Annotated in this window: 20 protein-coding genes; 6 read left to right on the forward strand and 14 right to left on the reverse strand. The window is 63.3% G+C overall.

From position 1 onward, the window contains the following. The first annotated feature begins 36 nt into the window (after positions 1-36). From IMX17_RS11425 to IMX17_RS11440, 4 genes are all read left to right on the forward strand, one after another. The gene (locus tag IMX17_RS11425) at positions 37-1,272 is read left to right on the forward strand and encodes an FAD-dependent oxidoreductase (RefSeq protein WP_046896890.1); all 1,236 of its coding nucleotides are present in this window, start codon (positions 37-39) and stop codon (positions 1,270-1,272) included. A 68-nt stretch (positions 1,273-1,340) separates the two neighbouring features. After that, positions 1,341-1,601 (forward strand): type II toxin-antitoxin system Phd/YefM family antitoxin, encoded by a 261-nt coding sequence (locus tag IMX17_RS11430; protein WP_046896889.1) that lies wholly within the window; start codon positions 1,341-1,343, stop codon positions 1,599-1,601. Continuing rightward, the gene (locus tag IMX17_RS11435) at positions 1,588-1,908 is read left to right on the forward strand and encodes a type II toxin-antitoxin system RelE/ParE family toxin (RefSeq protein WP_227414552.1); all 321 of its coding nucleotides are present in this window, start codon (positions 1,588-1,590) and stop codon (positions 1,906-1,908) included. Before IMX17_RS11430 ends, IMX17_RS11435 begins: the two co-directional genes overlap by 14 nt. 24 nt (positions 1,909-1,932) lie before the next feature. Continuing rightward, complete coding sequence (locus IMX17_RS11440; RefSeq protein ID WP_046896887.1) at positions 1,933-2,445, forward strand: GNAT family N-acetyltransferase; 513 nt, start codon at positions 1,933-1,935, stop codon at positions 2,443-2,445. Positions 2,446-2,465: 20 nt separating this feature from the next. Here the strand turns inward: IMX17_RS11440 and IMX17_RS11445 are convergent, their stop codons facing one another. Beyond that, positions 2,466-2,978 carry a DUF2165 family protein gene (locus IMX17_RS11445; RefSeq protein WP_046896886.1) on the reverse strand — a complete coding sequence of 171 codons (513 nt, stop codon included), beginning with the start codon at positions 2,976-2,978 and terminating at the stop codon, positions 2,466-2,468. Positions 2,979-3,112: 134 nt separating this feature from the next. Here IMX17_RS11445 and IMX17_RS11450 point away from each other — a divergent pair, with 134 nt between their 5' ends. Both IMX17_RS11450 and IMX17_RS11455 read left to right on the forward strand, forming a co-directional pair. Next, a complete protein-coding gene (locus tag IMX17_RS11450; RefSeq protein ID WP_004939442.1) occupies positions 3,113-3,376 on the forward strand; it encodes a type II toxin-antitoxin system ParD family antitoxin in 264 nt (87 codons plus the stop codon). Next, a complete protein-coding gene (locus tag IMX17_RS11455; protein WP_182264905.1) occupies positions 3,361-3,660 on the forward strand; it encodes a type II toxin-antitoxin system RelE/ParE family toxin in 300 nt (99 codons plus the stop codon). The genes IMX17_RS11450 and IMX17_RS11455 overlap by 16 nt, the downstream gene beginning before the upstream one ends. Positions 3,661-3,667: 7 nt before the next feature. On the opposite strand, the gene urtE is transcribed toward IMX17_RS11455, so the two are convergent. The 13 genes from urtE to phnD form a co-directional block, all read right to left on the reverse strand. Beyond that, a complete protein-coding gene (gene urtE, locus IMX17_RS11460) occupies positions 3,668-4,366 on the reverse strand; it encodes an urea ABC transporter ATP-binding subunit UrtE (RefSeq protein WP_182264906.1) in 699 nt (232 codons plus the stop codon). Positions 4,367-4,378: 12 nt separating this feature from the next. After that, positions 4,379-5,185, reverse strand: a complete 807-nt coding sequence (gene urtD / locus IMX17_RS11465; RefSeq protein WP_015377102.1) for an urea ABC transporter ATP-binding protein UrtD — start codon at positions 5,183-5,185, stop codon at positions 4,379-4,381. After that, positions 5,182-6,258 carry an urea ABC transporter permease subunit UrtC gene (gene urtC, locus IMX17_RS11470; protein WP_046896883.1) on the reverse strand — a complete coding sequence of 359 codons (1,077 nt, stop codon included), beginning with the start codon at positions 6,256-6,258 and terminating at the stop codon, positions 5,182-5,184. Before urtC ends, urtD begins: the two co-directional genes overlap by 4 nt. Next, the gene (gene urtB / locus IMX17_RS11475; RefSeq protein WP_182264907.1) at positions 6,258-7,838 is read right to left on the reverse strand and encodes an urea ABC transporter permease subunit UrtB; all 1,581 of its coding nucleotides are present in this window, start codon (positions 7,836-7,838) and stop codon (positions 6,258-6,260) included. The genes urtC and urtB overlap by 1 nt, the downstream gene beginning before the upstream one ends. Positions 7,839-7,894: 56 nt before the next feature. Continuing rightward, positions 7,895-9,163, reverse strand: coding sequence for an urea ABC transporter substrate-binding protein (gene urtA, locus IMX17_RS11480; RefSeq protein WP_025302020.1), 1,269 nt, complete (start codon positions 9,161-9,163; stop codon positions 7,895-7,897). A gap of 35 nt (positions 9,164-9,198) precedes the next feature. Beyond that, positions 9,199-9,909: a GntR family transcriptional regulator gene (locus IMX17_RS11485; protein ID WP_046897112.1), complete on the reverse strand. Its 711-nt coding sequence runs from the start codon at positions 9,907-9,909 to the stop codon at positions 9,199-9,201. A 14-nt stretch (positions 9,910-9,923) separates the two neighbouring features. Next, positions 9,924-13,544, reverse strand: a complete 3,621-nt coding sequence (uca, locus tag IMX17_RS11490; protein WP_193549787.1) for an urea carboxylase — start codon at positions 13,542-13,544, stop codon at positions 9,924-9,926. 2 nt (positions 13,545-13,546) lie between these two features. Further along, positions 13,547-15,376: an allophanate hydrolase gene (gene atzF, locus IMX17_RS11495; RefSeq protein ID WP_193549788.1), complete on the reverse strand. Its 1,830-nt coding sequence runs from the start codon at positions 15,374-15,376 to the stop codon at positions 13,547-13,549. A gap of 223 nt (positions 15,377-15,599) precedes the next feature. Further along, on the reverse strand, positions 15,600-18,167 hold the full coding sequence (locus IMX17_RS11500) for a putative mucin/carbohydrate-binding domain-containing protein (RefSeq protein WP_193549789.1): 2,568 nt from the start codon (positions 18,165-18,167) through the stop codon (positions 15,600-15,602). 177 nt (positions 18,168-18,344) lie between these two features. After that, entirely contained in the window at positions 18,345-18,809 is a 465-nt protein-coding gene (locus IMX17_RS11505) for a DUF1456 family protein (RefSeq protein ID WP_016928588.1), read from the reverse strand. A 108-nt stretch (positions 18,810-18,917) separates the two neighbouring features. After that, positions 18,918-19,817, reverse strand: coding sequence for a phosphonate ABC transporter, permease protein PhnE (gene phnE / locus IMX17_RS11510; RefSeq protein WP_033633798.1), 900 nt, complete (start codon positions 19,815-19,817; stop codon positions 18,918-18,920). Next, a complete protein-coding gene (gene phnE, locus IMX17_RS11515) occupies positions 19,814-20,677 on the reverse strand; it encodes a phosphonate ABC transporter, permease protein PhnE (protein WP_016928590.1) in 864 nt (287 codons plus the stop codon). Before phnE (IMX17_RS11515) ends, phnE (IMX17_RS11510) begins: the two co-directional genes overlap by 4 nt. Before the next feature lie 78 nt (positions 20,678-20,755). Further along, on the reverse strand, positions 20,756-21,688 hold the full coding sequence (gene phnD / locus IMX17_RS11520) for a phosphonate ABC transporter substrate-binding protein (protein ID WP_004939482.1): 933 nt from the start codon (positions 21,686-21,688) through the stop codon (positions 20,756-20,758). Positions 21,689-21,719 lie beyond the last annotated feature (31 nt).

The raw sequence follows: 21,719 nt of genomic DNA on the forward strand, positions 1-21,719 counted from the left end.
TCGCGGGATGCGGGCCGGTCTCCGGGGTCAACCGTCATGTCGTCATCACCAATCACACCTTACGCCACCACCTGCTGCATCGTGGGAGGCGGCCCCGCCGGGCTGATGCTCGGCTATCTGCTGGCGCGGGCGGGGATCGACGTGACGGTGCTGGAGAAGCACGCCGATTTCCTGCGCGATTTTCGCGGTGACACCATTCACCCGTCGACGCTGGAAGTCATGCATCAACTGGGCCTGCTCGACGAACTGCTGACGCTGCCGCATCAGCGCGCGGAATCTCTGCATGCCGAAGTCGCCGGGCGCGACATCAAGCTAGCGGATTTCACCCGCCTGCCGACGCGCTGCAAATTTATCGCCTTTATGCCGCAGTGGGAGTTCCTCAACTTTTTGGCCCAGCAGGCCGCCGGCTTCCCCAACTTCAGGCTGCTGACCTCAACGCAGGTTCACCAGCTGCTGTACGACCGCGGCCAGGTGTGCGGCGTGCTGGCCGACACGCCGGAAGGCCCGATCCGCGTGCGCAGCCAGTTGGTGATCGGCACCGACGGCCGCAACTCGGTGGTGCGCGAACAGGCGGCGCTCAGCAGCCGCTCCTTCGGCGCGCCGCGCGACGTATTGTGGATGAAGCTCAGCAAGCAGCCGGGCGATCCGGCCTGGTCGATGGGCCATACCGGGCCGAAACAGAACTTCATCATGATCGATCGCGGCGACTACTGGCAGTGCGGTTACTCGATCGACAAAGGCAGCTTCGATGCGATCCGCCGCAGCGGGCTGGAGAAATTTTTGCTGCACCTCGCCGAGGTGGCGCCGTTCCAGGACGATCGCCTGCAGGAGATCGTCGAGTGGGATCAGGTAAAACTGCTGAGCATTCGCATCGATCGTCTGGATCGCTGGGCCAAACCGGGGGTGCTGTGCATCGGCGACGCCGCGCACGCCATGTCGCCGATCGGCGGCGTGGGCGTCAACCTGGCGATTCAGGACGCGGTGGCCGCCGCCAACGCCCTGATCCCGCCGCTGCGCCAGCATCGGCTGCAGCTGAAGCATCTGCTGAGCGTGCAGCGCCGGCGCGAATTCCCCACTCGCGCCATCCAGTTTTTGCAGATCAAAATGAGCCAGCGCAAGCCGGGTCAGCGCCGCGCCGCTGGCGGTTCGCGCCTGATCGCCCGCGTCGGCAACAGCCGCTGGCTGCCGCGCCTGTTCGGCCGCATCATCGGCCTGGGTTTTCGCCGTGAAACGCCGCGGCATCTGTCCAACGAAACCTGCCCGCCGGAATAACATTGGTGATTTTTTCATCGCGCCGTATAATGATTAAATCGAACGATTTAATTAACTGGAGCGATTAAATGTACGCACTCAGCGCGAACGAGGCCAAAACCCAATTCGGCGATTTGCTGCTCAAGGCGCAGCGTGAACCGGTGCAAATCAATCGCAACGGCAAACCGGTCGCCGTCGTCATGTCGGTAGAAGATTACCAGGCGCTGGAAGATCTCAAATTACGCGCACTGCAGCAAAAAATCGCGCAGGCCACCGCCGAGGAAGACGCCGGTAAGGCGGTAGACGGCGATGCCTTCTTCAACCGTATGCTCACCGATGAAACAGACTGAGATGCCCGCGTTTCGCCTCACCCCGCAGGCCCAACAAGATCTGCTGGCTATTCGTCATTTCACCATCGAACACTGGGGCCAAGCGCAATCTCGCCGCTATCTTGAGCAGTTGAGAGAGGTCATGCATCATTTGGCAGATATGCCGGAAGCGGGTAAAGCTCACTTCCACGATCTGGGCGAAGCGATACGCAGTTTTCCTTACGCCAGCCATAGGATCTACTACCGCAGCCGCCCTGCCGGCATCACCGTTCTCGCCATTCTGCATCAGGCGATGGTGCCCCACCGGCATCTGGAACAACGGCTGTAATTCTTCTTACTCAAAGGGGCACAGATGTTCACCGTCCGTCAGGCATTGGTAGAAGATTTAACCCAGGTGCGCGATATCGGCATCCGCACCTATCGCGCCCACTTCGGTGAGCTGTGGCGCTACCCGCACGAGCTGGAGGCCTTTCTGGCGGAGGATTTTTCCGTCTCCGCGCTGGAACGGACGCTGCGCGATCCCGACGTATGCTGGCTGTTGGCCCATGAGGATGACGCCCTCGTCGGCTATGCGCGGGTGAACTTCGACAGCCTGCTGGCACCAACCGAACAAATCGGCGCAGAGCTGCAGAAAATCTATTTCCTGCCGGGCCATGCCGGCAACGGCTATGGCCAGCGCCTGTTCGAACAGGTGCAGCAGCGGGCTATCGACCGTCGGCAAAAAACGCTGTGGCTGGAAGTGCTGCAACGCAACACCCGCGCCCAACGTTTTTATCAGCGTCAAGGATTGAGCATGTGTGGCGAGACCTGCTACACCAGCGCCCAGGGCTCGATAGGCATCTGGTATATGAGCAAGGCGCTGTAACCGCGCCCCACTCGCCGTCGTTAGCGCGGCTCCCGCTGCAGCATCAGAAACAGCAAGGCAAACGCATTGGGCACCAGGTAGATCAGCGCCCCCAGCTGCACCGCCAGCGGGTTCTCTTTGGCCTGCCAGGCCATAAACCAGTCGCCGGCGACCACCATAAAGCCGACGCCCCACACCGTTATCGCGCAAAGCGCCCCCAGCATCGCCCAGGCTTTGCCCTTGGCGAAGGCGGCGTAAGGGCCTTTCAATCGCCCGATCATCAGCGCCACGCCCGCCGCCGCGAATAGGCCGGCCAGCGTTTCCAGCGCGGTGATGACCGCCAACCCCAACATGCAGGCCCAGTCGGCGCTGATCGCGCGCCACATCAGCCCCGGCGTTTGATAAGTATCCTGCATGGCGAGCAGCGGCCCCACCGCATTGCGCGCGGTGCCGGCGAAATCCGCCGTATTGTTCAACAGGCTAAACAGCCCCCACAGGGCCGGAAACAGGGACAGGACGATACAACCGAGGCGTGACACAGTGATTTCGTTCATGGTTATCCTTAATGAATAAACGGGTGGCTCCCGTCCTCATGACGGGACCGCTATTGAGATCCTGATAGTTTGACGTGCACAATGTAAGAACTAATCTTACAATGACGCAGCATAGCCGAAAGTGAGGAGGAACAATGGGCAGAACACTAACGGTAGATCTGGGTGACGAACTGCGTAGCTTCGTCGAAGACCTGGTGGCCAGCGGCGATTACCGCACGCCCAGCGAAGTCATCCGCGAATCCGTGCGCACTTTGCGCGAACGTACCGCCGCCTCAAAACTGGAAGAGCTTAGGCGCTTGATCGCCGAAGGAGAGAACAGCGGCGAAGCCGTCGAATGGGATCGTGATGTGTTCATGGAAAGAATACGGAGCAAAGCAAAAGGATGCGCAGGAGAGTAACCGTTCGTCCAAAAGCGTTGGACGATATGGAAGAGATCTATTTTTACGAGTTGGCGCACTTTGGCTTGCAGGTGGCGGAAGATTATCTGCGCCGCCTGCATCAGGCTTTCGATAACCTTGGCCACCACCAACTCGGCAAAAACATCGATGCAATCGGCCCCGGCCTATGGGTATTGCCCGTCACCGACCACCTGATTTATTTTCGACAGCACAAGCGGGAGGTGAATATCATCAGAGTGCTGCATCATTCCCGCGATCCACTCAGCCAATCCTTTTTCAGCTGACCCAACGTTAAATCGCCACCAGCGCGCGGACGCCGTCCTGTTCCATAGCGCTGCCGGCGCCGCGCTGCACGATGCTGCCGCGCGACATCACCAGATAGCTGTCCGCCAGATCGGCGGCAAAATCATAGAACTGCTCCACCAGCAGGATTGCCATATCGCCCCGCGCCGCCAGCTGTTTGATCACCGCGCCGATCTCCTTGATCACCGAAGGTTGGATCCCTTCCGTCGGTTCGTCGAGGATCAACAGCTGCGGTCGGCAGGCCAGCGCCCGGCCGATCGCCAGCTGCTGTTGCTGCCCGCCGGAAAGATCGCCGCCGCGCCGATCCTTCATTTGCCGCAGCACCGGAAACAGGTCATAGATCGGATCCGGCACCGCGCGCGCGTCGGCGCCGGAAAAACGCGCCAGCCCCATCAGCAGATTTTCCTCCACCGTCAGGCGCGGAAAAATCTCCCGCCCCTGCGGCACATAGGCGATGCCCGCCTGCACCCGCTGATGCGGCTTTTTGCCGGTAATGGTTTCGCCCCGCCAACAAACGCTGCCGCTGCGTGCCGGGATCAGCCCCATCAGGCATTTCAGCAGCGTGGTCTTGCCCACGCCGTTGCGCCCCAGCAGGCAGGTCACTTCGCCGATGCGCGCCTCGAACGACAGGCCGCGCAAAATGTGGCTGCCGCCGTAATACTGATTCAATTCTTCTACCTGCAGCATGATTACGCCTCCTCAGCGCCCCAGATATACCTCAATCACCCGTTCATCGGCCTGCACCTGCGCCAGCGATCCTTCCGCCAGCACCTGCCCCTGATGCAGCACCGTCACGCGATCGGCGATGGTTTCCACAAACCCCATGTCGTGCTCCACCACCATCAGCGAATGCTTGCCCGCCAGCTCGCGGAACAGTTCGGCGGTGTAGTCGGTTTCAGCGTCGGTCATGCCGGCCGCCGGCTCGTCGAGCAGCAGCAGATGCGGTTCCTGCACCAGCAGCATGCCGATCTCGAGAAACTGTTTCTGCCCGTGGGACAGCAGCCCGGCGGGCCGGTGGCGCTCATGCCCCAGCCGCAGGGTCTTCAGCATCTCGTCGATGCGGTCGCGCTGTTCGCTGCTTAAACGGGCGCGCAGGCAGGCCCATACCGACTTGCGGGTTTTCTGGGCGATCTCCAGATTTTCGAACACCGTCAGCGCCTCGAACACCGTCGGTTTTTGAAACTTGCGGCCGATGCCGGCATGGGCGATCTGCATCGGCGCCAGCCGGGTCAGATCGACGGTCTGGTCGTAAAACACCCTGCCGCTGTCCGGCCGGGTTTTGCCGGTGATCACATCCATCAGCGTGGTCTTGCCGGCGCCGTTGGGGCCGATCACGCAGCGCAGTTCGCCGACGCCAATGCGCAGCGACAGATCGGTCAGCGCACGAAAACCGTCGAAGCTGACGTTGACATTGTCGAGCTGCAGCACCGGATCGGTTTGCTGCCGGTATTTGTCCGCCGGCAGCGGATGGGTAAACAGTTCGTCGGTCACTTGCATCGCCTTCATGAGTTTTTCCTCCGGCGCAGCAGGCCAATCACTCCTTTCGGGAGAAACAGCGTGACGACAATAAACATCAGGCCGAGGAAAAACTGCCAGTATTCGGGAATGGCCATGGTGAACCAGCTCTTGGCGCCGTTGACGATGCCGGCGCCGAGCAGCGGCCCCACCAGCGTGCCGCGCCCGCCGAGGGCGACCCAAATGGCGGCCTCGATCGAGTTGGTCGGCGACATTTCGCCGGGGTTGATGATGCCGACCTGCGGCACATAGAGCGCGCCGGCCAGCCCGCACAGCACCGCCGACAGCGTCCAGACGAACAGCTTGAAGCCTTTCGGATCGTAGCCGCAGAAGGTCAGGCGGTTTTCCGCATCGCGCACCGCGGTCAGCACCCGGCCGAATTTGCTGCGCGCCAGCGCAAAGCCGATGGCCAGGCTGGCGGCCAGCAGCAGCACCGTCGCCAGGAACAGCGCCACCCGCGTGCCGGCGGCGGTGATGGGAAAGCCGAGCAGCGTGGTGAAACCGGTAAAGCCGTTATTGCCGCCGAAACCGGTCTCGTTGCGAAAGAACAGCAGCATGCCGGCATAGGTCAGCGCCTGGGTCATGATCGAGAAGTACACCCCTTTGATTTTCGAGCGAAAGGCGAAGTAGCCGAACAGGAAGGCCAGCAGGCCCGGCACCAGCACGATCAGGCACAGCGCCCAGGCGAAATGCTGGGTGCCGCTCCAGAACCACGGCAGCTCATTCCAGGAGAGGAACGCCATAAATGCCGGCAGCCCGTCGCCCGCCGCCTGCCGCATCAGGTACATGCCCATGGCGTAGCCGCCAAGCGCGAAGAATAGCCCGTGGCCGAGCGACAGCAGCCCGGCATAGCCCCACACCAGATCGAGCGCCACCGCCACCACCGCGTAGCACAGGATCTTGCCCGCCAGCGTCAGGGTATAGGTGGACACCGCCAGCGGATGATCCGCCGGCAACAGCGTCAAGAACGGCATCACCAACAGCGCCAGCAACGCCAGCGCGCCGATGCTCAACGCCAGCCGGGGCGCTTTCTGCACGCCGGTTACGGTCAATGGTTGGCTCATCAGTCAATCACCCTGCCCTTGAGGGCGAACAGCCCCTGCGGACGCTTTTGAATAAACAGAACGATCAGCACCAGGATCAGGATCTTGCCCAGCACGGCGCCGATCTGCGGCTCGAGGATCTTATTGACGATGCCGAGGCCAAAGGCCGCCGCCACCGTCCCCGCCAGCTGGCCGACGCCGCCGAGCACCACCACCAGGAACGAGTCGATAATGTAACCTTGCCCCAGCTCCGGCCCGACGTTGCCCAACTGCGACAGCGCCACCCCGCCGAGCCCGGCGATGCCGGATCCCAGCCCGAAGGCCAGCATGTCCACCCGGCCGGTGGGCACGCCGCAGCAGGCGGCCATCGCGCGGTTTTGCGTCACCGCGCGCACGTTCATGCCGAGCCGGGTCTTGTTCAGCAACAGCCAGGTCAACGCCAGCACCAGCAGCACGAACGCGATCACCGCGATGCGGTTCCACGGCAACACCAGATTCGGCAACAGCTGCACGCCACCCGACAGCCACGCCGGGTTGGCGACCTCGACGTTCTGCGCGCCGAACAGCACCCGCACCAGTTGGATCAGCACCAGGCTGATGCCCCAGGTGGCCAGCAGGGTTTCCAGCGGCCGGCCGTACAGGTGGCGGATCACCGTACGCTCAAGCGTCATGCCGATCCCGGCGGTGATGGCGAACGCCACCGGCAGCGCCGCCAGCGGATATAGCGCCAGCCACTGCGGCGCAAACTGTTGAAACAGCCCCTGCACCAGATAGGCGGAATAGGCGCCGAGCATCAGCATTTCTCCGTGCGCCATATTGATGACGCCGAGCAGGCCGTAGGTGATCGCCAGGCCAAGCGCCGCCAGCAGCAAGATCGAGCCGAGTGACAGGCCGCTGAACGCCTGGCCGAGCAGATCGCCGATCATCAGGCGGTGCTGCACGCGCTGCAGGCTGCGCTGCGCCTCGGCGCGCACCGCGGCGTCCGGCTCATTGGCCGCGTCGATCAAGGCTTGCAGCCGCGCGCGGGTTTCCGGCTCGCCCGATTCCCCCAGCAGCCGCACCGCATTGAAGCGCACCTGCGGGCTGGCGTCGGTCAATTGCAGGTTCGCCAGCGCAATGCTCAGCGCGTCGCGTACCTGCGGGTCTTTCTCCTGCGCCAGCCGCCGGGTCAACAGCGGCAACTGCTCGCCCTGCGCCTCGCGCTGCAGCGCGGTCGCCGCCTGCAGCCGCACCGCCGCGTCCGCACTGACCAACCGCTGCGCCGACAACGCGTTGGCGATTAGAATGCGCAGCCGGTTGTTCAGCCACACCTTCTTCGGCTCGCCAACCGGGGCCGCCTCACCTTCAAGCGGCAGATAGCGGTCACCCTGGCGGATAAAGGCGCGTTTCGCCTCGTCGATCGCCACGGTTTCCTGCTGCAGCCCCTGCAGCAACGGCAGACGCGCAGGATCCGGCTCGGCCGCCCACGCCTGCAGCAGTTTGGCCTGCTGCGCGCGAGTGGCCGCCGCGAACTCATCGGCCGGCCCGGCCTGCGCCAGCAGGGGCCAGGCGCACAATAGCCACAGCCCGGCGCGCAGAGAGGATAAAAACGGAGATTGCATCAGCTGCCTCTTCTGTTGGGCCGGCGCGCGTCGAGCCGCGCCGGCGCTGAGTGACGTTACTTGCCGCCTTTCACCGGGTAATCCGGTTTTTTGTCGTTGCCGGCGATATACGGACTCCACGGCTGCGCGCGCACCGGCGCCTCGGTCTGCCACACTACGTTGAACTGGCCGTTGCCCTCGATCTCGCCGATCATCACCGGCTTGTGCAGGTGGTGATTGGTCTTGTCCATGGTCAGCGTGAAGCCCGACGGCGCGGCGAAGGTTTGCCCGGCCATCGCCGCGCGCACCTTATCGACGTCAGTGGTGCCGGCCTTTTCCACCGCCTGCGCCCACATGTGGAGGCCGACGTAGGTGGCCTCCATGGGATCGTTGGTGACCGCAGTGGCGTAATTCGGCAGATTATGCGCCTTGGCGTAGGCCTTCCACTGACTGACAAACTGTTTGTTGGTCGGGTTATCCAGCGATTCGAAGTAGTTCCAGGCCGCCAGATTGCCCACCAGCGGCTTGGTGTCGATGCCGCGCAGCTCTTCCTCGCCGACCGAGAAGGCGATCACCGGCACGTCGGTGGCCTTGACGCCCTGGTTGGCGAGTTCTTTGTAGAACGGCACGTTGGAATCGCCGTTGATGGTGGAGATCACCGCGGTGTTGCCGCCGGCGGCGAACTTCTTGATGTTGGCGACGATGGTCTGGTAATCGCTATAGCCGAACGGCGTATAGACTTCTTCGATATCCTTGTCCTGCACGCCTTTGCTGTGCAGGAAGGCGCGCAGGATCTTGTTGGTGGTGCGCGGATAGACGTAATCGGTGCCCAACAGGAAGAAGCGCTTAGCGCCGCCACCGTCCTCGCTCAGCAGGTATTCCACCGCCGGGATCGCCTGCTGGTTCGGCGCCGCGCCGGTGTAGAACACGTTCGGCGACATCTCTTCGCCTTCGTATTGCACCGGATAGAACAACAGTCCGTTCAGCTCCTCAAACACCGGCAGCACCGACTTGCGCGACACCGAAGTCCAGCAGCCAAACACCGCCGCCACCTTGTCCTGGCTCAGCAGCTGGCGCGCCTTTTCGGCGAACAGCGGCCAGTTGGAGGCCGGATCCACCACCACCGGCTCCAGCTTTTTGCCGAGCACCCCACCTTTGGCGTTGATCTCGTCGATGGTCATCAGCGCCACATCCTTCAGCGGCGTCTCGGAAATCGCCATGGTGCCGGAGAGCGAACTCAGAATGCCGACCTTGATGGTGTCGGCGGCCTGCGCGCTCCAGGCCAGGCCCAGGCCGACAGCGGCGGCGGACAGCGCAAAAGCTTTGATAAAACGACGACGTTGCATAGTTCAAACTCCTGATGTGTGTGAAATCAAAATCGTTACGCCGAACGCGCAGGCTGCTGAGCCCGCGCCTGGTGCAACATGTGCAGCGTTATTTTTCGTACCTCTGCCTTGCTGACGGCGATATGCTCGCTAAGCAGCGTTTGCGCCGCCCCGCTTTGCCGCCGCAGGATCGCCTGCAAAATGGCGGCGTGCTCACGGTAGGTGGCGTCCACCCGCGCCTGCTGGGTGAAATCCAGCCGGCGAATGATGCGGATCTTTTCGGTCAGCTCACGGTGAATGCGCGCCATTTCGCCGTTGCCCGCCGCGGCCACCAACGCCTGATGAAACTGCTCATCGTGCTGCGACACCGCCTTGCCGTCCGCCAGACGCGGCGCTTCGGTCCAAAAACGGCTCAGCGCCGCCAGCGCGTCCGGCGTTTTCCCGGCCGGGCGTTCGCACAGCCGTTTCACCGCCTCTTGTTCCAGCACGATGCGCAGGTCGTACAGCTCCTCGAAGTAGGCGAAATCGAACGGCCGCACCTGCCAGCCGCTGCGAAACAGCACCTCGACATAGCCTTCGCGCTCCAGCCGAAACAGCGCCTGACGCACCGGCGTGCGGCTGGCCGCCATGCGCTGCGCCACGTCGCTTTCGCTGAAGCGATCGCCCGGCAGCAGGCGAAACTCGAAGATGTCGGCCTTGAGCTGCAGATAAATGCGCTCCGCCAGCCCCTCCGGGCGCGCCTTGTGCTCTCCGTTGGTGATTTGCATCATCGCTCCTCCGTTCAGACCGCCTTTTCCAGCCACAGCAGGGCGTCGCCCGGCCCGACCGGCCGCCCCTGCCGGCAGCTGATGCGTTTAACGATCCCGGCGCGCGGCGCGGTGACCGCCAGCTCCATTTTCATCGCCTCGACCACGATCAGCGGCTGCCCGGCCGCCACCGCCTGCCCCGGTTCCACCAGGATCTTCCACACGCTGCCGTTCAGATCGGCGCTGACCAGATCGCCGTCGATGGCGTCTTCTTCCTCCGGCGGCAACAGCTGCGCCTCGGCCTCGTCGTCATCGCTGCGCCAGCGCGCCACTTCGGCGCTGAACGCCTGCTGCTGGCGATGCTGGAAGTCGGCGATCGCCTCGGCGTTGTCGGCCAGGAAACGGGTGTAGGCGGCGAAGTCGAACTCGCTCTCTTCGATGCGCACCTGCATGCGCCCTTCACGGAACGCTTCGCGCTGCTCGTCCAACTCTTGCTCGCTGACCGGGTAGAAGCGCACCTGATCAAAGAAGCGCAGCAGCCAGGGCTCACCGGCGGTGAACTGCGGGTTTTTGAGAAACTTGTTCCAGATCGGCAGCGTGCGCCCCACCAGCTGGTAACCGCCCGGCGAGTCCATGCCGTAGATGCACATGTACATGCCGCCGATGCCGACCGTCCCTTCGGCGGTATGGGTGCGCGCCGGGTTGTATTTGGAGCTCAGCAGGCGATGGCGCGGATCGAGCGGCACCGCGCAGGGCGCGCCGAGGTAGACGTCGCCCAGCCCGAGGATCAGGTAGCTGGCGTCGAACAGAATGTCGCGCACCTGCTCGCGTCGGCTCAGGCCATTGATGCGCTGAATGAAATCGACGTTGTTCGGCAGCCAGGGCGCCGAGGCGCGCACCGTCTGTTGATAGCGATCCACCGCCCCCAGCGTGGCCGAATCCTCAAACGCCATCGGCAGCCACACGGTGCGCGTCGGCACCTTCAGGCGGCTGACGTCCCCCAGCGCCCGTTCGCGCGCCAGCAGGCGCTGCAGCAGGTCGGCCTGGCCAATCTGCCGGCTGTCGTAGCGGATCTGCAGCGAACGCACGCCCGGCGCCAGCTCCGCCACGCCCGGTATCGCCTCCTCACGCAGCGACTGCATCAGCAGATGAATGCGCAGCCGCAGCGCCAGATCGAGCACGTTGTCGCCGTACTCCATCAGGATGTAGCCGTCCCCCGCCTGGCGATACGCCACCGCCGGGCGCCCTTCCGCCGCCGGCAGCGCCGCCAGCACCGCGGCGGAAACGGTCTCCGCCGGGGCCAGATCCGGCGGCGGCAGGGTGATGGCCTTCACCGCCGCCAGCGCTTCGATGCTGCCGAGCTGCGCCTGCTCCAGCGACTGCGCCTGCCGGAAGCCGATCGGATGGAAACGGATGCGGTCGCCCGGCTTCACCTGCCCCACTTTCCACAGTTCGGCCTTGGCGATGGTCACCGGACAGACGAAGCCGCCGAGGCTCGGCCCGTCGCGGGTCAGGATCACCGGGAAGTCGCCGGTGAAGTTGATGGCGCCGATGGCGTACTCGCAATCGTGCACGTTGGAAGGATGCAAACCGGCCTCGCCGCCGTCCTCCCGCGCCCACTCGGGCTTCGGCCCCGCCAGGCGCACCCCGAGGCGGTTGGAGTTGTAATGCACCTGCCAGTCGGTGGCGAAAAAGGCCTCTATCGATTCAGCGGTGAAAAAGTCCGGCGCGCCGTGCGGCCCGTACAGCACGCCGATGTGCCACTGGTCGCCGTAGTGCGGGATCAGGCTGTCGTCCATCGCCTGCGGCGCGGCGATCGGCGCCGGGGTGGTGCTGGCCGCCAGCGCCGGTTGGGCGATCGCCAACATGTCCGCCACCCGCAAGGTGCGCCCGGCGTGGCCGCCGAACTGGCCCAGCGCGAAGGTGGAGCGGCTGCCGAGATATACCGGCACGTCGAAGCCGTTACGTACCGCCAGATAGGTGCGGCAACCTTGCGTAGCACGGCCCAGCGTCAATACCTGCCCGGCCCGCACCGCGATCGGCCGCCAGTAGGCGACCGCCTCGCCATCCAGATCGGCCGGGCAGCTCGCGCCCGTCAGCGCGATGGTGGCGTCGCAGTGAAAGCGCAGCGTCGGCCCCTGCAGGGTAAACTCCAGCCCGGCGGCCGCCGGGTGGTTGCCGACGATGCGGTTGGCCAGCCGAAACGCGAAGTCGTCCATCGGGCCGGACGGCGGCACGCCGATGTCCCAATAGCCGAGGCGGCCGGGATAATCCTGCACGCTGCTGTAGGTGCCGGGTTGCAACACTTCGAGGCAGTGCGGCTGGAAACGCACATCGTCCAGCAGGCGCGTCCAGACGTCGCCGCGCTGAAATTGCGGCGTGGCGATCACCTGCCGCAGATAGTCGAGGTTGGTGGCGATGCCGTGCAAACGGGTCGCCGCCAGCGCCGCGCGCAATTTTTCCAGCGCCTGCGCCCGATCGGCGCCGTGCACGATCAGCTTGGCGATCATCGGATCGTAAAACGCCGACACTTCGCTGCCGGTCGCCACCCAACCGTCGAGGCGCACGTCGTCAGGGAAATGCACCTCGGTCAGTACGCCGGGGCTGGGCTGGAAGTTTTTCAGCGGATCTTCGGCGTAGAGGCGCACTTCGATCGCCGCGCCCTGCGGCGCGCGTTGCAACGTCGCCCAATCCAGCGCGTCGCCCGCCGCCACCTGCAGCATGCATGCGATCAGATCCAGGCCGGTGACCATTTCGGTGACCGGGTGCTCGACCTGTAAGCGGGTGTTCACTTCCAGGAAATAAAACTCGTCGCGCGCAGCGTCATAGATAAACTCTACGGTGCCGGCGCTGCGGTAATTCACCGACTCGCCCAGCGCCACCGCCGCCCGGTGCAGCGCCTGGCGGGTCGCCGCCGGCAGATGCGGCGCCGGGGTTTCCTCCACCACCTTTTGGTTGCGCCGCTGCAGCGAACAGTCGCGCTCGCCGAGCGCCGCCACCCGCCCCTGGCCGTCGCCGAAAATCTGCACCTCGACGTGGCGCGCCCGATCGACGAAGCGTTCGATAAAGGCGCCGGCGTCGCGGAAGAACTGCTCTCCCAGCCGTTTGACGCTGTCGTACGCGTCGCGCAGCGCCGCCTCGTCGTCACAGCGCGTCAGGCCGATGCCGCCGCCGCCGGCGGTGCTTTTCAGCATCACCGGGTAGCCGATGCGCGCGGCGGCGGCAACCGCCTGCTCAACGCTCTCCAGCAAGCCGGTGCCCGGCGTCATCGGCACCCCGGCCAACGCCGCCAGCTCGCGCGCCCGGTGCTTGAGGCCGAACTCGCGCATCTGCGCCGCCGTCGGGCCGATAAAGGCGATGCCCGCCGCCTCGCAGGCGTCGGCAAACTCGGCGCTCTCGGACAAAAAGCCGTAGCCGGGGTAGATCGCCTGCGCGCCGGTGGCCGCTGCGGCCGCGAGGATCTTGTCGATGCGCAGGTAACTGTCGGCGGCCTTGTCGCCGCCGAGCGCCACCGCCCTGTCGGCCTCGGTGACGTGCGGCGCATTGCGGTCGGCATCAGAGTAGACCGCCACGCTGGTTACGCCCAGGCGTTTCAGGGTGCGAATGGCGCGGCAGGCGATTTCGCCGCGGTTTGCGATCAGTACGGTAGTAAACATGTTCATGCCCCCTTAACGCTGGCGAGATAGTCGCGCCAACCGCCAAACTCAGTGATATCCGTCGCGTCTTCCAACGCCCAGGCTTCGCAGATAAACCCCTTCACCCGCCGGCCGTCCGCCAGCAGCAGCGTGCCGATGCCCAATGGCGCCGGAATTTCCGCCACAAACTCGCCGAAACGCGCCAGCGGGATGTCCCACAGCTCAACGCGGATCGCCGCGCCCTGCGCCACGCGCGCCAACCCTGGCTTCGGCGGATCGGTATCGGCCAGCGCGTAGAGGCGATAACAGGGGGCGGTGACGGTTTGCTCCACCTGCACCGCGTCACGCTGCGTCAGCTGGACGTTGAGCGGCATACCGCTAAGGTGAGCGCCCACTACCGCCAGACGCACGTGCCCTGTGGACGGCGCCGGCGCAGGCTGCGGCGGCAATGCCCGGCCGATGGCCCCGAGCGGCAAGGCGCTTTGCCGTTGCCAACGCAGGCCAAACGCCGCCAGCGCCCGGTCATGCCAGGCGGGCGCAATCAGGGTGATGCCCGCCGGCAGCCCGTCTTCGCGCAGCGGCCCCGGCAGCGCCAGCGCGCTCAGATCGGCCAGGTTGGTGAAATTGGTGTAAGTGCCAAATTGCGAATTGAACAGCACCGGCTCTTGCGCCATCTCCGCCAGGGTGCGGATAGTGGGCGCGGTCGGCACCACCAGCGCGTCGAACGGCGCCAGCCGCTGGGCGATCTGCCGCGCCAGCTCGGCGCGCAGGTATTCTGCTTTGTAGGCGTCGCAGGCGCTGTAGCCCAGGCCGTTACCAACGATGCCGCGCACCACCGGATCGATAGCCTGCGGGTTCGCTTCCAGCACCTGCTCAATCGCTACCGTGCGCTCCGCTACCCAGGGGCCGTAATACAGCTGTTCCGCCAGAGTGCGAAACGGCGCGAAATCGAGGGGTTCCAGCGTGGCGCCGCCCGCCTGCAGCTGCGCCAGCGCTCGGTGAAACGCCCGCTCGGCCTGCACGTCGCCGAAAAACTCCAGCTGGGCGGGAACGGCGAAACGCGGCGCGGCGGGGATATCCGCCGGCGCGGTATACGGATCGGGGCGGGAATACGGGTCTGCCGCGTCAAAGCCGCTCGCCAGCTCCGCCACCTGCGCGGCATCGGCCACCGTCAACGCGAAGACCGACACCGTATCGTTCAACCGGCAGGCCGGCACCACGCCGCGGTTGGACAATCGCCCTTTGGTCGGCTTCAGCCCGACGATGTTGTTGAACCCGGCGGGCACGCGCCCCGAACCGGCGGTATCGGTGCCGAGCGCGAACGGCACCAGGCCGCGCGCCACCACCGAAGCGGAGCCGGAGCTGGAACCGCCGCTGACGTAGCGGCTGTCGAAGCTGTTGACCACCGCGCCGTAAGGTGAGCGGGTGCCCACCAACCCGGTAGCGAACTGGTCGAGGTTGGTTTTACCGAGGGCGATCGCCCCGGCGGCGCGCAGGTGGGCGACCACGGTGGCGTCCGCCGCGGCCTGATAAGTGAACGCCGGGCAGGCGGCGCTGGTCGGCCAGCCGCCGACGTCGATATTGTCTTTGATGGCGAAGGGCACGCCGAACAGCGGCAGGCGGCTGAGATCGCCTGCGACCACCTCGAGCCTCTGCGCCAGCTGCCGATACTGCTGCTCGCGCTGCGCCGGCGTAGCGAGATACAGCCAGGCGTTATCGTCTGGGTTCAGCCCGGCGACCAGCGTTTCGATCGTCGCACTGACGCAGGCGAGGCGCTCGCCCGCCGGACGGGTTTGATAATGGTGCTGCCATTCACTGAGGGTAAAACCGCACGCTACAACAGATTCGCTCATCGACTGAATTCCATCTGGTACACAAGATGGGATCCAACAGAGCAACCGGCGTGCCAATTTTTAATCTCATGATTTCAATAAATTATAATTAAAACTTATGACGATAGCAGCAAACGGGCTGCACCAGCGGCGCGCAGCGGGAGAACAAAAAGAGTGCAATGGCGGGATAACGAAGAGGAAAAACCGGGGCGACGACACTCGCCGCCCCGCAGGCCGATGGGGATCAGTCGTTGATGCGTTTCAAACCGACCGGCGTAATGCAGTAGGTCTGTTGCTTGCCCTTCTCCGCCAGCCGCAGGTGCTGCATTTCGTTGACGATCGCCAGGCGGTTGTCCGGCTCTTCATGCCGCAGATGAATCACTTCACCGCCGTAACCTGACAGCGGCAGCACCCAGGTTTTGGCCGATTGATTCTGGCTGCCGATGACATCGTAACTGAGCAAGACGTTGCCGTCCGCATCCGTCACGCTGAGGAAGGCGTAGCTGTCGGCAAAGTAGTGGTGAGCAATCCCCGCCGCCAGCGTGACGGTAACGGTTTTCTTCACCAGATCGACGTCACCGGTCAGGAACTGGCGATCGCCGATCCCTTTGGCAGCCACGGTAAACGCATTGCCGACGTTGGCATCCGGCGGCGTATTGTCGGCCGGCAGACAATCCCGATAGGTCGCCAACAGTGACTCGCGCTGCGGCTCGGCAAAGGCGCCGATCGCCAGATAAATATCATCTTTGAACGACGACGATGGTGCATAGTAAGCTGGCAACAGGCGACGCAAACGCTGCGCCGCCTGTTCCAGACGCGTCAGCAGCGCTTGTTCAGGATCGCCGGACAGCGCCGGGTTTTTCAGCCCGCTTTTTTCGATACGCAGCACGTTGGTTTTGTTTTTATTATCGATAACCCCGGTCGCCGCCGGATTCAGGCGCACCCGACTCGGCTCCACATGGTAAATCTCGATGTCATCGCCCTCGGCAAACGGCAGCTCGTCATGACTTAAGGTAGCCTGAGTGCCCTGAATCTCCTTGCTGAAGCGCACCGCGCCCTGCCGATCGCGCAGCGTCACCCGGGCATAGGTTTCACCGGGGAAGTAGGCGTGCGGCGTGGTGCTGGTCACGTCAACCACCACCGCTCCTTTGGCGCGATCGACGACCACGGTGGCGAAGACCGCATCGCTCAGGCCCAACAGATTGATCTCCTGCGAAACGATCGGCGAAGCGGCTTTGCGCTCAAAGCGAAGCGTCACCGCGTTTTTCCCCTGCTTCACCGTCAGGTAACCCGCCGTCGGCCGATATTTACGATCTTTACCGGTCGGCAACCGCAAGGTATACACGCCGATCGGCAGCGCAGTCAGCGCCAGGGTCGGCGTGTCGATACGGACTTTGTGGGCATAGCGCGCCCCTTCCATCAGGATCAGGTCTTCACCGTAGATCTGCGCAAAGTCATCGATATCCAGACTTAGGGTGACGTCACCTTTCAGCCCGCTGGCCTTGAGCTGGCAGGAATCGACCAGCCGCAGCGAGGAATCCAGTTTCAGCTGCGCCTGCACCGCCGGCAGACTTTGCGCGTCCACCAGTTGATACAGCGGATACACCGCCTTGGCGTGGCTGAACGCGTTGCGATCGCGCTGCGCTTGGGTGATCACGCCGCCGGTCAGCTCGACGAACGGCGTCACGTCGATCTGCTCACCGGCCGCGGCGAAGCTTGCCGACAGCAGATCCAGCAAGGCATGTTCCGACGGCACGAAGCCCGGCGTGTTGCAGCTTTGACGATATTGCTGATTAAAGTGCGTGAAGGCGTTCTTGCCTGCCTTGTCGACCATCAGCATCGCGAAGAACAGCTTGGAGCGCAGATCCCACTGGTTGAGCGGCGTGCCCTGAGCGATCAAATCGATGATTTTCTTCTCGACGTCGGCCGCGTTGCCGTAGTTATACAGCCACCCCTCCTGGTATTTGCGTTCCCCCAGCATCACGTCCTGATAGCAAGCGGCATAAATATTGTTCCACATCTCACCGGTGGAGAAATATTTGTCGCCCATAAAGTGCCCCTGATAGCCGTGCGCGATCTCATGCAGGCTGCCCCAGTTGCTGTCTTTCGGCGTCAGCCAGAAGCTGCTGACCGAGTTGCTGGTTTCCGCCGTCCAGCGGCCGCCGTAATACGCGGCGCCGGCGCCGTGCTTATCGGCCTTCATAAAGTAGCGGTTGCGAATATTGCGATCGGATTCGTGTTCAGCCTCGAACGAGACGCCGGTCAGCGCATTGTAGAAAGTGAAAATGCGATCGTAGTAGGCGATCAGCCCGTCGATGTTTTTCGCGTCGCCCAGCGACTTCAGCGCCGGTTTACTGATTTTCGGCACCAGCAACACTGCGTATTCCGCATCGACCAGGGCAAACTCGGCGTCCCGATCGTCCCAGCGGGCAAAGAATGCGGCTTCGTTTTCGCCACGGCGATAAACCGGCAGCGCTTTCGCCGTGTCCGGGTACTCGAACTCCAGCGCCGGCTCGCCCTGCCCATACGGCGTATCGATGAACGGCACCGAGACGGCATTGACCTGGGCCTCGACCCAGCTCGCGCCAACGCTGAATTCCGCCTCCGTTTTGCTGTCGTCATTCAGCAAGCGCAGCGTGAGCTTGCCGGTAAACGCCGCGTTGGTCTGGCGCACGCGCAGCACCTGCCCGGCGGCGAGAATAATGCCCAGGTGCTGGCGATCGTGGTCGATGCCCTTGCTCATGCCTGCCGCATCCAGCCAGACCGGCCGGGTCAACGTGTAAAGTGATTGGGTTTTCGTGATGGTTGGCATCCTGCTTTCCTCATGGTTTGGGTGATTGAATTGACCATGAAAAAGTAACCGGATGGGCGGCACGCCCTCCATCGATGACGGGTGGCTGAGGGCCAGTACAACAATGGCGGGCGGGAGAGCGGCAATAAAAAAGGCGCAACCTTGCGATTGCGCCTGATGTTCGGTGAACGCTGCGCGTTACTCGCCGCGAATGCGCTGCGCCAACCCTTTGAGGAAGTAGCGCAGCATCTGATCGCCGCATGGGCGGTAGTTCTTGGTGCCCTCTTTGCGGAACAGCGCGCTCAGCTCCGGCTTGGAGATGCGGAAGTCCACCGCGGTGAAAATCTGGTGCATGTCGGTGTCTTTCAGCTCGAACGCCACGCGCAGCTTTTTCAGCACCAGGTTGTTGGTGATTGGCAGCTCAACCGCCGGCGCCGGGAACTTGTCGTCCTTGCCGCGTTTGAAGAACACCAGGCCGTTGAGGAAGTGGGCCATCACTTCGTCCGGGCACTTCTCGTAGCCCGGCTCGCCTTCTTTGATCACGTAAGCGTCCATCGCCGACACCGCCACCTCGAAATCGTCCAGTTTGATAATCTCGACCATTTTGGCGTTGTTAATGCTCAGCATATAGCGCACGCTGCGCAGCACGTCGTTGTTCATCATGGGATTGCATTGCCTTATTTGTCTAACGGGGACGTGCGCACATTGCGAAACGAAATGACTGCCACACACCTTGAATGTGCGGCAGTATAGGGATCGGCAAGGGGTTTCTCAATCGATTTGGCTTTTTTGCTGATACAGCGGGATGTCTTCACCGATGATGTACTTGTTGCGCAGCAGCGACGAGACCTTGTCCATGATCATCACCACCACCACCAGGATCAGGGTGATGAACATCACTACGTCCCAGTTCCACAGCCGCATGTTCTCCGCGTACACCAGGCCGATGCCGCCGGCGCCGACAAAGCCTAGCACCGCCGCAGAGCGGGTGTTGGATTCGATCTGGTACAGGCTGAGCGCCAGGAAAGTGGGGAACGACTGGGTGAAAATGCCGTAGCGGTGCTTCTGCAACCCGTTGGCGCCCACCGCCGTCAGGCCGCGGCTCGGGGACTTGTCCACCGCCTCATGGCCTTCGGCGTACAGTTTGCCCAGCAGCCCGACGTCCTGCATCACGATAGCCAACACCCCGGCCAGCGGCCCCATGCCGACGGCGCGCACGAAGATCAGCCCCCAGATCGCCATGTCGATACCGCGCAGCACGTCCAGCAAGCGGCGCACCAGCACCGAAATTGGCCGCAGCAGCGGCGTCGACATCACGTTGCGCGCGGCGAAGAACGACAGCGGCAGCGCGATCAGCGACGCGGTGATGGTGCCGGCGAACACGATGGCGATGGTGATGCCGATCTGCTGGAAGTAGTACATGAACGGCCAGTTGGCGAAGTCATGCCAGACGAACATGCGCAGGAAATAGCGCCCCAGCTGCTGGCAGCCGTTGATAAACTGCGGCCAGCTAATGCCGAAGACCAGGAAGAAGAACACGTAGTACAGCACGATCGCCAAGGCGATCAGGCCGACGGTGCGCAGGTAACGCCCCTGCTGCGCGAAGATCGCCGGATGCTGCTGTTTCAACTGGCGTAGCGTTTCCGCCGACGCCGGAGTGCCCGCTGTCATTTTGCCCCCTCCACCACGCGCTTGCGCAGCTCGCCCGACACGTAGTCGAGCACGGAAACCACCACGATGATCAGCAGCAGCGTCATGCTGACCTGATCGTAACGGTCGAGTTTAATGTTGGTCATCAGCTCCTGGCCGATGCCGCCCGCCCCCACCAGCCCCAAAATGGTCGACTGGCGAAAGTTGATCTCCAGCCGCATGAAGCTGTAGGAGAGAAACACCGGCTTCACCTGCGGCCACAGGCCAAAGCGCATGCGCTGCAGCGGCGTGGCGCCGCAGGCCGCCAGCCCGCGTACCGGTTTGTTGGAGGCGGTTTCGATCGATTCGTAGAACAGCTTGGTCAGGCTGCCTATGGTGTGCAGCGCCAGCGCCAGGAAGCCGGGAATGGCGCCGATGCCGAACGCCATCACGAACATCACCGCCCACGCCAGCTCCGGCATGGTGCGCAGAAACGCCACCAGCGTGCGGATCGCCAGCCGCACCGAGGCCGGAGTATAGGTATTGCCGGCGGCCAGAAACGCCAGCACGGTCGCCACCAGCACCGAGAATATGGTCGCCGCCAGCGCCAGCTGCAGGGTCTCCCAGATCAGCGGCAGCTGAATGTTCAGGCGATAGCCCCAGTAGGCCAGCGAGCCTTCGGTACGCCCATCGGCGAACAGCAGGTTCCAGTGCAGCGTCGGCACGGTTTCGGCCAGGTAGTCGAAGAAGTGCGGAATAGACACCCAGACGGTGTGCAGGTTGAACTCGGCGAGGTTGCCGGCGCCCAGGTACAGCACCACCAGCCCGAGCGACCACAGCAGCGCTTCGCGCTTTTGCTTGCTGCGGATCCGTTGGTAATAGTGTGCGAAATCGGTATTCAAAACAGGTCTTCCATCGTTATGGAACAAGGGGTTCAGCATGCTGAACCCCTTCATTCGGGCGGCCGAGGCAGCCGGGAATCAACGGTCGCCTTTGGTCAGCTCGCGCTTCATATCGATGATGGTCTGGTATTCCGCCAGGGTGGTGTCGCCGATGTGCTGTTTGCCGCCCATCGCTTTGATAAAGCACGCGTGATCGTCTTTATCCAGCTTCTTGATGGCGGTGACCACTTTGGCCTTGAAGTCGGCCGGCAGCGAGTTGCTCACCAGGATCGGGCCGTTCGGGATCAGCGGCGACTGCCAGATGATGCGGATCTGTTTCATCAGGTCCGGATGATCCATGCGGATCATGCGGGTGAACGCGCCGCTGGTATAGCCGGTGTTGTAGTCGCCGATCATCGACGCCCAGGTCACTGCGCCTTCGAACTGGCCGTTCAGCACGCCGAGGATGTCCTGCTCGTGGCCGCCGGAGAAGGTGACGCTGGAGAAGGTGTTGTTGTATTTGTTGTCGACCGTGCCGCCGAACAGCTTTTTAAACGCCTGGTTCGGGATCAGGAAGCCGGAGGTGGAATCCGGATCGGCGAAGCCGATGGCCTTGCCCTTCAGGTCTTCCAGTTTCTGGTACGGGCTGCCGGCCTTCACTACCACCACCGAGTGGTAGCCGCGCGACTGGTCGACGTCGTCAACCGCGATGCCGACGATGTCCACCGCTTTCGGATCCTTGATGTAAACCGAAGCGAACGACGACGGCGACATGCTGAGCACCAGGTCAATCTTGCCGCCCAGCAGGCCCTGGATCACGCCGGAATAGTCGGACGAATTGCGCAGCTTGGTATCGACGTTCAACTCTTTATCCAGGAACTGCTTCACGCACTGGTTATCGCCGATCTGCTGGGTGGCGTTCTGGCCGCCGAGAATGCCCAGGTTCAGCTCTTTCGGCGCATCCGCTGCGGCAGCATTAAATACCATCATCGCGCCGGCCATCAGGGTGGTCAGACTCAATACTTTTTTCATTAGGTGTGCCTTGTGTGTAAAGGGTAAAGGT

The organism is Serratia sp. X3, assembly GCF_014982455.1.
Taxonomy (GTDB): Bacteria; Pseudomonadota; Gammaproteobacteria; order Enterobacterales; family Enterobacteriaceae; genus Serratia; species Serratia ureilytica.